14 protein-coding genes are annotated in these 14,687 nt (G+C 58.4%); 11 read left to right on the top strand and 3 right to left on the bottom strand.

Annotated elements, in window-relative coordinates; translation table 11 throughout:
• Window positions 1-45 precede the first annotated feature (45 nt).
• Window positions 46-825 carry an ATP-binding cassette domain-containing protein gene (locus tag QA648_RS28475; RefSeq protein ID WP_283052216.1) on the bottom strand — a complete coding sequence of 260 codons (780 nt, stop codon included), beginning with the start codon at window positions 823-825 and terminating at the stop codon, window positions 46-48.
• A gap of 170 nt (window positions 826-995) precedes the next feature.
• Between QA648_RS28475 and QA648_RS28470 the strand changes: the two genes are divergently transcribed.
• The 5 genes from QA648_RS28470 to QA648_RS28450 all read left to right on the top strand — a co-directional run bounded on the left by QA648_RS28470 (window position 996) and on the right by QA648_RS28450 (window position 6,291).
• The gene (locus QA648_RS28470; RefSeq protein WP_260304294.1) at window positions 996-1,481 is read left to right on the top strand and encodes an Lrp/AsnC family transcriptional regulator; all 486 of its coding nucleotides are present in this window, start codon (window positions 996-998) and stop codon (window positions 1,479-1,481) included.
• 151 nt (window positions 1,482-1,632) lie between these two features.
• On the top strand, window positions 1,633-2,031 hold the full coding sequence (locus QA648_RS28465; RefSeq protein ID WP_283052215.1) for a DUF1236 domain-containing protein: 399 nt from the start codon (window positions 1,633-1,635) through the stop codon (window positions 2,029-2,031).
• A gap of 685 nt (window positions 2,032-2,716) precedes the next feature.
• Window positions 2,717-3,778: a porin gene (locus QA648_RS28460; protein WP_260304292.1), complete on the top strand. Its 1,062-nt coding sequence runs from the start codon at window positions 2,717-2,719 to the stop codon at window positions 3,776-3,778.
• A gap of 331 nt (window positions 3,779-4,109) precedes the next feature.
• A complete protein-coding gene (gene yghU / locus QA648_RS28455) occupies window positions 4,110-4,985 on the top strand; it encodes a glutathione-dependent disulfide-bond oxidoreductase (protein ID WP_283052213.1) in 876 nt (291 codons plus the stop codon).
• Window positions 4,986-5,196: 211 nt separating this feature from the next.
• Window positions 5,197-6,291, top strand: coding sequence for an ROK family transcriptional regulator (locus QA648_RS28450; protein ID WP_283052212.1), 1,095 nt, complete (start codon window positions 5,197-5,199; stop codon window positions 6,289-6,291).
• A gap of 40 nt (window positions 6,292-6,331) precedes the next feature.
• On the opposite strand, the gene QA648_RS28445 is transcribed toward QA648_RS28450, so the two are convergent.
• Window positions 6,332-7,378 carry a Gfo/Idh/MocA family oxidoreductase gene (locus QA648_RS28445; RefSeq protein ID WP_283052211.1) on the bottom strand — a complete coding sequence of 349 codons (1,047 nt, stop codon included), beginning with the start codon at window positions 7,376-7,378 and terminating at the stop codon, window positions 6,332-6,334.
• A gap of 286 nt (window positions 7,379-7,664) precedes the next feature.
• Here QA648_RS28445 and QA648_RS28440 point away from each other — a divergent pair, with 286 nt between their 5' ends.
• From QA648_RS28440 to ugpC, 6 genes are all read left to right on the top strand, one after another.
• Window positions 7,665-8,963, top strand: coding sequence for an extracellular solute-binding protein (locus QA648_RS28440; RefSeq protein ID WP_283052210.1), 1,299 nt, complete (start codon window positions 7,665-7,667; stop codon window positions 8,961-8,963).
• A 185-nt stretch (window positions 8,964-9,148) separates the two neighbouring features.
• Window positions 9,149-10,078, top strand: a complete 930-nt coding sequence (locus QA648_RS28435; RefSeq protein WP_283052208.1) for a sugar ABC transporter permease — start codon at window positions 9,149-9,151, stop codon at window positions 10,076-10,078.
• Window positions 10,075-10,917, top strand: coding sequence for a carbohydrate ABC transporter permease (locus QA648_RS28430; protein WP_260304285.1), 843 nt, complete (start codon window positions 10,075-10,077; stop codon window positions 10,915-10,917). The genes QA648_RS28435 and QA648_RS28430 overlap by 4 nt, the downstream gene beginning before the upstream one ends.
• Before the next feature lie 64 nt (window positions 10,918-10,981).
• Window positions 10,982-12,223: an ROK family transcriptional regulator gene (locus QA648_RS28425; protein WP_283054294.1), complete on the top strand. Its 1,242-nt coding sequence runs from the start codon at window positions 10,982-10,984 to the stop codon at window positions 12,221-12,223.
• 41 nt (window positions 12,224-12,264) lie between these two features.
• Window positions 12,265-13,119 (top strand): sugar phosphate isomerase/epimerase, encoded by an 855-nt coding sequence (locus QA648_RS28420; protein ID WP_283052206.1) that lies wholly within the window; start codon window positions 12,265-12,267, stop codon window positions 13,117-13,119.
• A 28-nt stretch (window positions 13,120-13,147) separates the two neighbouring features.
• Window positions 13,148-14,203, top strand: a complete 1,056-nt coding sequence (gene ugpC / locus QA648_RS28415) for a sn-glycerol-3-phosphate ABC transporter ATP-binding protein UgpC (protein ID WP_283052204.1) — start codon at window positions 13,148-13,150, stop codon at window positions 14,201-14,203.
• 88 nt (window positions 14,204-14,291) lie between these two features.
• Here the strand turns inward: ugpC and QA648_RS28410 are convergent, their stop codons facing one another.
• Complete coding sequence (locus QA648_RS28410) at window positions 14,292-14,618, bottom strand: DUF6665 family protein (protein ID WP_283052202.1); 327 nt, start codon at window positions 14,616-14,618, stop codon at window positions 14,292-14,294.
• Between the last annotated feature and the right edge of the window lie 69 nt (window positions 14,619-14,687).

The raw sequence follows: 14,687 nt of genomic DNA, 5'->3' as shown, positions 1-14,687 counted from the left end.
TCTTTGGATTCTCCTAATGTTGTTGTTTGTGAAAGCGGGGAGGGATCAGTGGCTGAGTGCGCCGGTGAATTCCCGGCAGCGGGCACTCAAGGGGGCATCGAAGATCTGCCGCGGCGGACCCTCTTCTTCGACCCGTCCTTGATGCAGAAAGAGAACATGACTGGAGACGTCACGGGCAAAGCGCATCTCATGGGTGACGAGCAGCATGGTTCGGCCCTCTTCCGCGAGGTCGCGGATGACCTTCAGCACCTCGCCGACCAGCTCGGGATCGAGTGCCGACGTCGGCTCGTCGAACAGCATGACAGCGGGATCGACACAAAGCGCCCGGGCAATGGCGGCTCGCTGCTGCTGGCCGCCGGAAAGGAAGGCGGGGTAAGCGTGGCGCTTTTCGTAAAGTCCGACTTTTTCGAGCAGGGCTTCCGCCTTTTCGATGGCCTCGCGGCGGGCAACGCCCATGACATGGACCGGCGCTTCGATGATGTTTTCGAGTACGGTTCGGTGTGCCCAGAGATTGAAGCTTTGGAAGACCATGCCGAGACCGGTGCGCAGCCGCTCAACTTGCCGCCAGTTCGTCGGCTGCACCTGGCCGCCGCGGCTGCGCTTTAAAGCGATTTCCTCGCCGTTCACGACGATGCGGCCGCGATCCGGTATTTCCAGCAAATTGATGCAGCGCAGAAAGGTGCTCTTTCCGGAGCCTGACGAACCGATGATCGAAATCACATCGCCTTTTTTGGCTTTCGTCGAAACGCCTTTGAGGACTTCATGGGGACCAAAGCTCTTGTGAAGATCATCCACATGAAGGGCTTGGAGAGGCGGTTCTGTCATACGCGGTTCCGAGTAAAAATAATTTGCGGAGAATATCGCGTATATGTGCCGTTTTTGCGCGCAAATTCTGATTGATTTGCATAATATATGCAGAAATTTGTTTCATATGCATCAAATGTGACAGAATGCCGGTATTGCCGGGCAATTCACGACCACGGTCTGGGGGTAGGATGGAAAAACTGGATCGCTTTGATCGCGATATTCTCGATATCATCCAGCGCAATTGCCAGCTAACGGCAGAAACCATCGCCGAAAGGGTGGGGCTTTCGACCTCGGCCGTGCAACGGCGCCTGAAACGCCTGCGCGAGGAGGGGATCATCAAAGCGGAAGTCGCCGTGGTTGACCGCAAGGCGACCGGCACCCCCATGGTATTCATCACCGGGATGGAAATCGAGCGGGATAATTACGATGCGCTTGCGAAGTTCCGCCTTTGGGCGGAGAAGCAGGATCACATCCAACAGGTCTATTATGTCACGGGCGCAGTTGATCTCATTGCCATCATCACGGCTCGGGACGTCGAACACTATGACGACATCGCTGCGCTGATCATGGCAGAAAACCCGCAGATCCGACGCATGCATACCAATGTAGTCTTGCGAGACGTCAAGCTCGGTCTGGTCGTCCCACTGGCGACCGGCGACGATGACAACAAATAGAATCGCAGATGCCGTCACCGACGGACCTCTCACGAATTCTATCGCCGTGGCGCAACTTGTGATAATTGCAGGCAACTCCGCAAAGGAACTTTCGGATGCAGTAGTCATTCCCCTTCCAGCTCACATGAGCCGAAAAGGAAAGGAGAATGCTATGAATACGAAACTCATCGTTTCAGCAGCGGCCGCCTTCGGCCTTCTCGCTGGTTCAGCCTTTGCGCAGTCCTCGATGGTCACTGGGGCCGCGGGTGGCGCGGTTACCGGAGCAGTTGTCGGTGGCCCGGTGGGTGCGGCAGTCGGTGGTGTTGCGGGCGCTATTGTCGGTACCGCCATCGATCCGCCGCCACAGAAGGTTGTCACCTATGTGCAAGAGCAGCCGATGCCTCCGGCTGAAGCCGTAGTACAAGAAAGAGTCGTCGTCGGTCAGCCGCTCCCCGAGACCGTTGTCGTAACGCCGGTTCCGGATAACCCGACTTACGCCTATGCCGTCGTCAACCATCAGCGTGTCATCATCCAGCCGAAAACGCGCAAGGTTGTCAAAATTCTCGATTAATCCTACCGGAAGGGCCTCTGCCGGAGGTCCTTCCTCTGCCGGCTCGCGCATAGATGCCGGACGCTTTTACCCAATTCCCTCATCGACCAGATTCTCGGCGCTTAGTCCGCCATGTCCCGGCGGCTAGGGCAGGCGAAAGTTGGTGCCTCCTGCTATTTGTAAGCTTGCGCTTATGCCTGAGGGCTGTGACGCCCCTTATTGGTGACCGCTTGTTTTCCGAAAAGTTCAGCGCTTGGCGCCTGCGCCGGTCGTGGCAGCATTCATTCCTGACAACCCATGGAGGCAGTATCGGCGACGCTTTTGCAGCCCAGAGAAATCATTTTGTGCAATAACTTGACGGAAAAATGATAATATCGCCTTACAATATGGGCGCTATTGATAAGTATTGTAAGTACAATATCTATAATTATACGTACAGTGCGTATGTTTCTGAATATTTCTACCGGCATATTTGGCATTATATATTCAGTTATTCTTAATTTACTGATGCATTTCTGCATCTATGACAGGTTTATGTCAGCGTATTCCCATGGATTTATCAAAATATTGTGTTGGCTACGGAGCTTCTCTGGCTATCGTGCGCCCGGAAGTTCACGAACTTTCGATTCAAAGGGAACAGCCGGATGAATGAACGTAACGGATAATCTCCGGGTCGTTCCGATCAGGCACACAGATTGGAGACAAAATGAACATCAAGAGCCTTCTTCTCGGCTCCGCTGCTGCGCTTGCAGCAGTTTCCGGCGCTCACGCGGCTGACGCTGTCGTCGCTGCTGAACCGGAGCCGCTCGAATACGTTCGCATCTGCGACGCATACGGCGCTGGCTACTTCTTCATTCCGGGCACCGAAACCTGCCTCAAGATCGGCGGCAAGGTTCGTACCGAAGGTGAATGGTACGACGCTTACAACCCGAACAACGTTCGTGGCACGCTCTGGCACACCCGCGCCGAGCTGCAGCTTCAGACGGCTACCGACACCGAATACGGTCCGCTGAAGACCAACACGGAACTGCGTTGGGATTGGCAGGAAGGCGGCTCCACGAGCACCAACTTCCTCCACGGCAGCATCAGCCTCGGTGGTTTCACCATCGGTAAGGAAGACTCGCAGTTCAACGTATTCACCGGTTACGCCGGCGACGTCATCAACGACGACGTGGTCTATGACGGTCCGTACGAACTCAACCAGATCACCTACAACTACGACGCCGGCAACGGCTTCACGGCTGTGATCTCGGTGGAAGACACCAATTCCGGCGTTGGCGCAACCGGCTCCAACGGCGAAGACAGCTCGGATCACTACGCTCCGGACGTCGTTGCCGGTGCTGGCTACAAGGCTGGCGCATGGTCCTTCAAGGTCGTCGGTGGTTATGACTCCATCGTCGAAGAAGGCGCTATCAAGGCTCGTGTCGATGCCGACTTCGGCGTCTTCTCTGCCTTCGTCATGGGCGGCTGGAACACCGACGGCGACAAGCTGAACAAGTACGCTGGCGCGAACGGTGGCGGCGACGCTTCCGGTATCGGCTGGGGCGACTGGGCAGTTTGGGGCGGCGCAAGCGTTCCGATCAACGAAAAGCTGAAGTGGAACTTCCAGGTCGCTTATACCGACTCGAAGATCTTCTCCGCTACGACGAACCTGAAGTTCAACCCGGTTAAGAACCTGCTCATCGAGCCGGAAGTCACCTACACCAACTGGGATTCGATCAACGAAGATCAGTGGGCTGGTATCCTCCGCTTCGAGCGTAGCTTCTAATCTGATCTGAATTTGACCTCCGATCAGAAAAGGGAGAAGGCCCGGTTTCCCTCCGGGCCTTTTTCTGTTCTGCACGTAAGTACTTCCGCAGCGCGCAACTGCGCTAGATCATGCGCTTTAATGGTGTCTGCTGTCCTCAAGGGCGCAGGCGCCCATTGTCATCCTTGACAATCCAGCCACCAAAAATCTCAACGCTCAGTTAGATAATTGTCTCACTGTTGCGTGAAGTGGCATTCTCGCCCCTGACAAAACATCGTTACCTCTGCTAGGTGCTACAGCCTATCGACGCCATATCGATTGTACGTCCCTGTCAAATATCAGGAGTTTGAGCATGACCGGTTCTTCCGACTACACGCCGCCGAAAATCTGGACTTGGAACAAGGCGAATGGAGGCCAGTTCGCGAATATCAACCGTCCGATCGCTGGACCGACCCACGACAAGGATCTGCCGGTCGGCCGCCATCCTCTTCAGCTTTATTCGCTCGCAACGCCGAACGGTGTGAAAGTCACGATCATGCTGGAAGAGCTGCTGGCGCTCGGCCACAGCGGCGCGGAATATGACGCCTGGCTGATCAAGATCGGCGAGGGTGATCAATTCGGAAGCGGCTTCGTGGGGGTCAATCCCAATTCAAAAATTCCGGCCCTGGTGGATCGCAGCGGCCCGACGCCGATTCGCGTCTTCGAGTCCGGTTCCATCCTGACCTATCTCGCCGAAAAATTCGGCGCCTTCCTGCCGACCGACCCCGCCGTGCGCGCCGAATGTTTTTCATGGCTGTTCTGGCAGATGGGAAGCGCACCCTATCTCGGCGGCGGCTTCGGCCACTTCTACGCCTACGCGCCGACGAAGATCGAATATGCGATCGACCGCTTTGCCATGGAGGTGAAGCGCCAGCTCGACGTGCTGGATCGCCGCCTTGCCGAAAGCGAATATCTCAGCGGTAAGGAATACACGATCGCCGACATGGCCGTTTGGCCCTGGTATGGCGGTCTGGTCAAGGGCTGGCAATACGGTGCGGCCGAGTTCCTTCAGGTCGAGGACTACAAGAATGTCCAGCGTTGGGCCGATGCAATCTTCGAACGGCCGGCAGTCAAACGCGGGCGGATGATCAACCGGGTATCCGGTGAGCCCTCAAGCCAACTGCATGAGCGCCATGACGCCAGCGATTTTGAAACCAAGACGCAGGACAAGCTCGCAATCGCGAGCTGAACAATTCCTTTGCTATCAAAGCTGGGCGCTATTGCGCCCGGCTTAGCCGCTAAGGTTATCAGCCTTCGGTGAGCCTTTTGCTGCGCCTCGACAAGAGATGTTCCGATGATAAAAGGCATCGGTGATATCATGCGTCGAAGTGTGACGAAGAAGAGGGTTCATGCGGCACTCCCGGTCAGATGTGCAAGGGCGCGCGCGCGTCGGACCTAACGTGCCGGCGGCATCTAAGAAGGTGGGCCTTCGCTCGACTGAGATCGCCGACCGGAATTTCCGCGTCATCCTCGAAGCCATTCGCCGCTACGGTCCGTTGACGAGGCTCGAGCTGGGACAGCGGACCGGACTGAGCGGGCCGGGCATCACCAATATATTGCGCCGGCTGAGCGATGACGGCCTCATCACATCCAGGCGGCGCAGGGATGCGGCTAAGGGGGCTTCGTCCACGGAATTTGCACTCAATCCGGATGGCGCCTTCTCGATCGGCGTCCGGCTGGGCGGGGCCTGCCCGGAAGCCGTGCTGATCGACCTCAGCGGCCAGATCCGAGAGCGGACGCAGCTCGACCAGACGATCGAGCTGCCGGCCAGCCTTGAAAGGGCGGCACGCGATCTTCTTGCCGGCAAAACGGCGGCGCCTCGCGTGCTTGGCATAGGCATTGCCGCCCCATCGGCGGAGGAGGTCAGCCTTGAGCAGATAGCGCTTGATTCGCGGCCGCTCCGCGTCCTGGTCGAGCGCGATTGCGTGGCGGCGGTGCTTGCCGAGCGCACCATCGGCGCACCGATGCCCGAGGGCGGCCTGGTGATGATCATCATCGACCATACGGTGGAGGCGGCGCTTCTCGTGCGCGGCGTGCCCTTTGCCGGCGTGCATGGCCGGGCGGGCAGCATCGGTGCGATGCGGACAGGTCCGGACCATGTGCGGCTCGACAGCATCGTTGGTCTGCATGCACTACAGGCCTGCCTGTCGGCGGAGGAGTTCGCGGCGCTTCTGGCCGGAAAGGAATTGCCGATGTCGACTTCCGTTTTGGATTGGGTGAAAAATGCTGCCGGTCATCTGCTCGACGCCATTGTCGCGACGGCAGGGTTCCTCGCCCCGGGCGCAATTCTTATCGGCGGTGATCTGCCGCGCGGCATTATCGAGGCACTGATCCATCAGATGTCGATCGAGCGCCGCAATACGACCATTCGCCCATTCATTACGCCATGGATCTCGCCCATCAGGCCGGCAAGCTTTGACGGCGGCGGGATTGCCATCGGCGCTGCGCTGCTGCCCTTCTTCGACGCTCTGTTGCCATCGCCATCGGCGGGATAAACGGGGTGCCCGGCCGGTTTTTGACTGGGCACGTCGCTGGTTATGCGACCTGTTCGTCCCTATGGCTGAGATCGGAGGCGAGCGCCTTATCGAGCACCTTTTGGATATTGGCGGCGCGGCGGAAGGAGGGCTCCTGCGTCTTGCCAGCCCTCACGGCCTGGACAAAGCGCTGATAATTAGTTTCCACCGGGTCGAACGGGATATCGCGCCATGTGGCGGTATGGACGTCGTCGCCGAGGCAGGCGCGGAGGGTCGATTTGCCCGTGTCATAGATCATTTCGATCGAGCCTGTCTCGCCATAGACACGCAATCTCAACTGATCGAGCTGGCCCGCCGCCGTGCGGGTTGCCTGAATCGTCCCGATTGCGCCTGACGTGAAGTCGACATTCATGGTGAAGCTGTCATTGGCATCGAGATCATATTCGTCGATCTTGTCGCCCGGCGCCTTGGTGAAGGTCTTCAGCCGGCCGAAGACATGCGCGACGTCGAGCCCAGAGCCGTAAGAGGTGAAATCGACGATGTGGATGCCGATGTCGCCCAGCGCGCCGTTGGAGCCGTGTTTCTTGCTCAGGCGCCACAGCCACTTGCTTTCCGTCTTCCAATCGCCCCAGGCCTTGCCGACCAGCCAACTCTGCAGATGCGACGCCTCGACATGGCGCACGGCGCCGATCTCGCCGGCAAGCACCATCTGCCGGCCTTTCTGCAGGGCAGGCGAGTTGCGATAGGTGAAATTCACCATGCCGACCTTGCCTGATTTCTCCATCGCTTCCGCCATCTCCATTGCCTTGATGGCATCGGTCGCGAGCGGCTTTTCGCAGAAGACATGCTTGCCGGCCGCAATCGCCTGCATGGTGGTGGGATGATGGACGCGGTCCGGAGTGACATTGGCGACTGCATCAAACTCCCCCCAGGCAAGCGCTTCCTCGAGAGAGCCGAAATGATTGGGTATGCCATGCAGGCTGCAGAAGGCCGCCAGCCGCTCGGGCACGATGTCGACGCCGCCGACAACGCTCACGCCCTCGATCGCCTTGAAACTCGAAGCATGTTTATCGGCCATTCCGCCGGTGCCGAGAATAAGTAAGCGCATATTACCCTCCCATAGGATCATCTCTCCGTGACCGAGCATTTAAGCTCGAACCCACAGATGATTGCGGCAAAACAATTTCTACTTCGCCGTTCAGAAGTTGATGACGTGACGCTTGAACAATGTCGCCGGGCGCTATGTCTTCGCAAAGATCGCCATTTTCCGCTCCTCCTAGTTCCGGCTTGACATCAAAACAAAGTAACTTAATCTAATCAATGCAGCACGGAAATGAGGATAGGTCAACAGGTCAAACCTGCTGTATTCGCCAAAATGGGGGAGGAGACCCATCATGATGAAGTCAATTGTCAGCGCCCTGGCGCTGAGCACGATGCTATTTGCAGTGCAGTCCGGCTATGCCCAGGAGTTGGCGACAAAAGACAGGATCGGGTTGGAGAATGCTCCGAAGTCTTTGGTTGTCCGCCTGACGAATGACAGTCCGAACAATGCCGATCCGAAGATTGCCGATGGCTACAAGCAATTGTTCGTGGACTTCATCAAGAAATATCCGGACTGGAAGCTGCAGATGCAGTTCATGTCTGCCGATATCGGCACCGAACAGGCGAAAATGCTCGAACAGGCAAAGGCCGGCAATGCGCCGGATTGTGCGGCGGTCGACTCCTTCGTGCTATCGCAATTCATGATCAACCATGTGCTTGCCGACTTCTCACCCTATTTCAGCAAGGACGAAATTGCCGATCTCTTCCCCTTCATTCGCAATGGCATAACCGACAAGGACGGAACCATCCGTGCCTGGTGGTGGGATACGGACTTGCGCGTTCTCTATCGCAACAAGTCGATCGTTCCCGACGCGCCGCAGACCTGGGACGATCTGAAGAAAGCCGCCCTTGCCTCCAAGGATCAGGGCATGGAAGGCGTTCTCTTCAATGCCTCCCGCTATGAAGGCTCTACCTTCGACTGGCTGGCGAATTACTGGGCTCTTGGTGGCAAGCTGGTGGACGACAGCGGCAAGCCGGTCTTCGGCGAAGGCGACAACAAGGAAAAGTTCCTGAAAGCGCTGACCTATTATAAGGACCTTGTCGATACCGGCGCGGCGCCGAAGCGCGTCACGACGATCGGCAATTATGACGACCTGAACGCCGCGGCTGCAGCCGGCACCACCGCCCTGTTCATCGGCGGCAATTGGCAATATGCCCAGTTGAAGACGACCCTCGACGAAGACGAGTTCAACAAATGGACCTTCTCGCCGATCCCGGGTCCGACGGCGGACAAGCGCTCGACCGGCACCGGAGGCTGGACGATCGCCTCCTTCAGCAAGGACAAGGAAAAGGTCGAGATGTGCGCCAATCTGGCGCGCGAGGTCTATATGGGGCCGGGCAACGCTTTGCAGCAGCAATTGCCGACGCGCAAATCGCTGTTCGACAAATATCCGGTCTTTGCAACCGATGCGAACAAGACGTTCGCGGCCGCGCTCGCCAACGGCCAGGCCCGACCGGGCGCGCCGATCTATCCCGAAATCTCCAATCAGATTCAGATCATGATGGGCGACGTCCTGTCCGGCACCAAGTCGCCGGAAGATGCCTTGAACGCTGCGTTCAATGCGACGATGGAGGCCTATAAGCGTCTTTAGAGCACCGCATGCTCAATTGAGTGCGCAACGATCGCCCTACTCTTTTGATTCCGGAGCATCTCGGTCGCCTGTAGGGTGAACCACCGCGAAAGCCGGATGCTCCAGCCGAAAGATGATCGGGGGCGGCGCTCCAACATCGGTAGCGCCGCCAACGTCCATTTGAAACATTTGGACAGAGAGAGCAGATGAGCCCAATTGCAATGGAGGTCCCAACAGGCCGAAAACGCGGGTTCTTTCCGCGTGATTTTGCCGGCGCGCCGCTTCCATGGATCATGCCTGTCATCCTGGTCATCGGCGTATTCTACCTTTACCCGGTGCTCGACGTTTTCCGGCTGTCGCTGACCAACGCGACGTTGATCGGCGAGAATTCGAGCTACACGCTGGATTCAATCAAGAACGCAATCAACTCACCGCAACTGCCCGATATTCTGTGGGCGACGCTGATCTTCGTCGGCGGCAGCGTGGTCGGCCAGCAGATCCTCGGCCTGGCGGTTGCGGTTGTCGTCATTCGCGGCGAAAAACGCGGATTGTTCGGCACGACCATCCTGCGCACGACCGCGCTCGTCGCCTGGGTCGTACCCGGCATTGCCGGCGGCATCATCTGGCAGATGCTGTTCAGCGAAGCGCCTTATGGCGCCCTTAACAGTATCCTGCGCATGATGCACATTCCGCCGGTGGCCTGGCTCTCCGATCCGGCGATCGCGCCCTGGTCGGCGCTGCTCTCCAATGTCTGGCGCGGCACGGCCTTCTCGATGGTGGTGATGTATGCGGCGCTGAAGGCAGTCGATCCGTCGCTGTACGAGGCGGCAGAAGTAGATGGCGCAACCTCAACACAGCAATTGATCTTCATAACCCTGCCGCAACTGCGTGCCGCGATCCTCGTCAACATGATCCTGATCACCATCATGACGCTCAATACCTTCGACGCGATCATCACGTTGACGGGTGGCGGGCCTGGCCGGGCGACCGAGGTCATATCGCTCTACGTCTTCAACATCGTCTTCCGCAATTACGATCTTTCAGGCGGCAGTGTGCTGTCGGTGCTGATGCTGTTCATCAGCCTCGGGCTCGCCTTCGTTTACGCCTCGTTCCTGCCGAAGGAGGAAGAAACATGAGTATGAGAACAGGCAGCCGCTGGGGCGATGTCGTCAGCTATATCTTCATGCTGATCATGTTCGTGTTTTTCGCGGGGCCATTATCCTATCTGCTATCGCTTGCCCTGCGCGGTCGGCGGGAGATCTATCTCGGCGTTGCCCGCTATATCCCGAAGAACCCGACCATCGACAATTTTGTCTCGGTGCTCACCAACAGCTACTTCCCGATCTACCTTTGGAATGGCCTGAAGCTCGCGTCGCTGAGCGGCCTCGGCGTCCTGATCGTCGCTTTGCCGGCGGCCTACGCGTTTTCGCGCTTTCATTTTCGCGGCAAGGGCCTCTCGATGATGGGGCTTCTGCTGTTCCAGATGATTTCACCGCTGGTGATCATGGTGCCGCTCTACCGCTACATGAACAAGCTTGGCTTGCTCGACACTCATTTCGCCGTGGTCATGGTCTATATCGCGCTCGGCGTGCCGCTGGCGACGTGGCTGCTGAAGAGCGCCGTGGATGGCATTCCGAGGAGCCTTGACGAGGCCGCGATGATCGACGGCTGCAATCGCTTTTCGGTGTTCTGGCGCATCATCCTTCCGCTCTCGGGGCCGGGCATCGCTTCGGTGTTCATCATCACGGTGATTGCCGGCTGGTCGCAATTCCTGGTGCCGTTCCTCCTGCTGACCCAGAACAACTTGATGCCGATCGGCGTCGGCATCTTCAACTTCAAAGGCATGCAGACGGACTCCTCCGTGCAATTGCTAGCGGCTGCCTGCCTGATCTCGGTGGTTCCCGCCATCGTCGCTTTCCTCTCCCTGCAGCGGCTGATCCTCGGCGCGATGACCAGCGGAGCCGTGAAAGGATGATGTTACGGGCAAGGAGAATTGCGTGTACGAGGCAGGCGAGAGATAGCGCGAGGCTGCTTTGACGATGCGACAATTCGACGATGCCCATAATTTCTTTGACCTGACCGGCGCCAATGTCGAGGATGCCGGCGAACACAACCGCGCCGTCATCCTGCGCTGCATTCATCGGCAGGCGCCGATCTCCCGGGCTGAGATTGCCCGGCAGACCGGATTCACGAAGCCGGCGATCGCGCGCATCGTCGACCGGCTGCTGGATGAAGGTCTGGTGATAGAGGCACGCCGCCGCCATGGGCTGCGCGGGCAGCCGGCAATCGAGCTCGAGATCAATCCCGACGCCTGTTTCTCGATCGGCGTGAATATCGACCGCGATCATCTGACCATTCTTGCGGTCGATGCGGTCGGAAACGTCAGGGGGAGGGTGCATCATGAGAAGCGCTTCATTCTTCCGGCCGAGTTTGTCGAGCTGACGGCGGATGCCATCTCGCATTTCCAGCGCAGCAAGCTCGTCGACGACGCCCGCATCGCCGGCATCGGCCTTGCCGTTCCCGATTGGCTCGGCGAAATTCCTGTGCTGGGCCGACCGGACGATTATGCGCAATGGACGACTTTCGATGTCCGCAAAGCGATCGAAGCCATCACCGATCACCCGATCTTCATCGACAACGAAGCCAATGCCGCGGCAATGGCGGAGCTGGACTACGGACTTGGCGCCGAAAGCCGCAGTTTCTTCTATATCGCCATCAACGCCTGCCCCGGTGGCGGGCTTGTGCTCGACGGGATCGGCCATCGCGGCGCCATGGGATTGAGCGGCGAAATCGGCTGGCTGCCGATCGCCGATCCGAATGATCCGAAGGGGGCGAAAGTGCAGCCTCTCGGCGAGATCTTCTCGCTGTTCTTCCTTTATGACCACCTTGCCAAGCACGGCATAGAGGTCAGCAGGCCGCAGGATTTGTTGGCGCTCGATGCACGCGGACGCAAGCTGGTTTCGTCTTGGCTGAAGCAGATGAGCGTTCACCTTGCCGAAGCGGTGATCCATATCGGCCTGATCGTCGATCCCGATGCGGTGATCGTCGGCGGACGCCTGCCGGTGCGCATGACCGACGAGCTTCTGCGCTATGTGAACGAACATCTGCAGACCTCGGACCCGAACTTGCCTTCCATTCATCGCGCCTCGCTGACGGAGGATGCGGCTGCCCTCGGCGGCGCGGCGATGCCGACGGCGGCGGCCTTGATGCTCGGTTCGGCCAATCCGCAACAGCGTACGCGCTCGCCTCTGCAAATCATGGACCGCCTGCACGCCACATGAAGAGATCCTAATGTCATTCGATTTGAAGTGGGAGGAATTCAGTGAAGATCGGCTTTTACACATCGACATTCAACGATCGCCCTTTTGAGGAGGTTGCCGATTTCGCGAAAGAGGCAGGATTCGATGCGATCGAGATCGACGTCCGCGGCCATATCAAGACGCCGGATCGTGTCGCCGACGTCGTAACCGTCGCCAGGGATCGCGGCCTGTTCGTCGCCTCGATCACCTTGACTGGCAATCAGCTAGACGCCGACATAGGCCACCGGGCCGAATTGCGCCGCAGCACTCTGGAATTCGCCCATGCGGTCGGCGAGGCGAAAGTGCCGATCTTCGTCATTTTTCCTGGCCGCAACGACGATGCGAGCGAGGAGGAGAATTACGACAATTTCGCAGACCATGCGAACGCGCTGATTGAGGCGACGGAGGCGAGCGGTCTGACATTTGCGATCGAGAACTGGCCCGGCCCGAAGGATAATTTCATCGGCACCACGCCCCATGGATGGCAGCAGCTTTTCGAAAAAATCAGGAGCCCGCGCTTCGGCTTGGAATTCGATCCATCGCATCTGCTACGCATCGGTGTTGATCCTTTCGCAGCCCTTGCCGGCGTCAGGGATCGGATCGCCGTCCTGCACGCAAAAGATACCGCCATCGACCCCGAGCGGCAGCAGGCCGTCGGCTATCATGGCAAGGGCTGGTGGCAATATAAGCTGCCCGGCAAGGGCATGCTCGATTGGGACAAGTTCCTGCGCCAGGCAATGTCCTATGGCTTCGACGGCACGCTCTCGATCGAGCATGAGGATGCTGCTTATGGTTGGCCGGGCAAGGATCTTTCCGCTCGCAAGGAAGGCGAGCGGCTTGGCTTGAGCTTCCTGCGCAATGCGCTGAAATCGATCTGAAGCTGCGCCCAGGGAAGGGGAGGAAGCAATGGCGAATGTATCGGTCAACAATGCGCGCAAGGATTACGGCGCCTTCAAAGCCATCAAGGGCGTTTCGATGGAGATTGAGAACGGCGAATTCGTCGTTCTGGTCGGCCCATCCGGCTGCGGCAAGTCCACGCTGCTTCGAATGATTGCCGGCCTCGAAGGCATCACGTCGGGAGCGATCCAGATCGGGACGCATGTCGTCAACGACTTACCGCCAAAGGATCGCGACATCGCGATGGTCTTCCAGAATTACGCGCTCTATCCGCACATGACGGTAGCGCAGAACATGGGCTTTTCCCTGCGGCTGAAGCGCATGCCGCGGCCGGACATCAAGACGAGGGTCGATCGGGCGGCGCGCATTCTTGGCCTGGAGAGCCTGCTTGAACGCTATCCGAAACAGCTCTCCGGCGGCCAGCGCCAGCGTGTCGCCATGGGTCGCGCCATCGTGCGCGATCCGGCGGTGTTCCTCTTCGACGAGCCATTGTCGAACCTCGACGCGAAGCTGCGCGTCCAGATGCGTTCGGAAATCAAGGAACTGCATCAACGCCTGAAGACGACGACGATCTACGTGACGCACGATCAGATCGAGGCGATGACCATGGCCGACAAGATTGTCGTCATGAAGGACGGCAAGATCGAGCAGATGGGCTCACCGCTCGATCTCTACGATCAGCCGAGCAATCTCTTTGTCGCCGGCTTCATCGGCTCCCCGGCGATGAACTTTATCAAGGGCACGATGACGCAGGAGGGTTTTCGGACGGCCGACGGAATCCTGCTGCCGACGCTCAAAAAACCCGAAAATGCCGTCACCTACGGCATCCGCCCGGAAAACATCCATCTCGATCCCCAGGGCATCGACATCAGCATCGTCGTGCTGGAGCCTACCGGATCGGAAACGCTGATCATTGCCAAACTGGGCGAACAGACCATCACCTGCGTTTTCCGCGAACGTATTCGTGCCAGGCCGGGAGAGACATTGCGGGTTTCGCCCGACATGTCAGCAATCCATCTCTTCGACGATGCCGGTGTGAACATAGGCCACAGTCGCGTCCGATGATCTGGCCTGTGCAGGCGGAAGTTTGAGGCAATGCTGCCTGCACGAGAGGCTGCGCCTATGGTGCTGATGTCGAAGATTCTGCCCGGCTTCACCGGCGGATAACGCCGACCTTTGCGAGCACCTCGTTGGGGATCGCGTAACGTTGTATGATGTCGCGACCGTTTCGCAGGCCGCAGATTTCGCGCTGGATGAAGAAGGCCCACACGGCGTCGGAAGCCTTGTTGATAAGGTTCTCGCGGTCCGCGTCGCTGTGGCGGGTTGCGTCCCATGCCCGCAACTCCGCAAGCGCGGACTCTACCTTCAGGCCGTTGCGACCAAGAGAAGCGGCGCGTTCGGACATGAGTTCGTATTCGAGAACATTGAAGCCGCCACTCGAATTGAACTGCCTCAGAGATTGCGGCGGACGAAGGCTCATGGATGGGTATCCTTTTGCTCTGCGATGATGTTAACCGATCATGTCCGGGAGATCGATAGGCCAGGCTTG

Source organism: Rhizobium sp. CB3171, from assembly GCF_029714265.1.
Lineage (GTDB): Bacteria > Pseudomonadota > Alphaproteobacteria > Rhizobiales > Rhizobiaceae > Rhizobium.
The sequence above is the reverse complement of the archived record's forward strand: the minus strand, read 5'-3'. Positions and strand labels throughout refer to the sequence as shown.

Bases quoted from the DNA above. Each gene is read 5' to 3' on its own strand.
- QA648_RS28475 (WP_283052216.1), bottom strand. From the start codon at position 825: ATGACAGAACCGCCTCTCCAAGCCCTTCATGTGGATGATCTTCACAAG.
- QA648_RS28470 (WP_260304294.1), top strand. From the start codon at position 996: ATGGAAAAACTGGATCGCTTTGATCGCGATATTCTCGATATCATCCAG.
- QA648_RS28465 (WP_283052215.1), top strand. From the start codon at position 1,633: ATGAATACGAAACTCATCGTTTCAGCAGCGGCCGCCTTCGGCCTTCTC.
- QA648_RS28460 (WP_260304292.1), top strand. From the start codon at position 2,717: ATGAACATCAAGAGCCTTCTTCTCGGCTCCGCTGCTGCGCTTGCAGCA.
- yghU (WP_283052213.1), top strand. From the start codon at position 4,110: ATGACCGGTTCTTCCGACTACACGCCGCCGAAAATCTGGACTTGGAAC.
- QA648_RS28445 (WP_283052211.1), bottom strand. From the start codon at position 7,378: ATGCGCTTACTTATTCTCGGCACCGGCGGAATGGCCGATAAACATGCT.
- QA648_RS28440 (WP_283052210.1), top strand. From the start codon at position 7,665: ATGATGAAGTCAATTGTCAGCGCCCTGGCGCTGAGCACGATGCTATTT.
- QA648_RS28435 (WP_283052208.1), top strand. From the start codon at position 9,149: ATGAGCCCAATTGCAATGGAGGTCCCAACAGGCCGAAAACGCGGGTTC.
- QA648_RS28430 (WP_260304285.1), top strand. From the start codon at position 10,075: ATGAGTATGAGAACAGGCAGCCGCTGGGGCGATGTCGTCAGCTATATC.
- QA648_RS28425 (WP_283054294.1), top strand. From the start codon at position 10,982: ATGCGACAATTCGACGATGCCCATAATTTCTTTGACCTGACCGGCGCC.
- ugpC (WP_283052204.1), top strand. From the start codon at position 13,148: ATGGCGAATGTATCGGTCAACAATGCGCGCAAGGATTACGGCGCCTTC.
- QA648_RS28410 (WP_283052202.1), bottom strand. From the start codon at position 14,618: ATGAGCCTTCGTCCGCCGCAATCTCTGAGGCAGTTCAATTCGAGTGGC.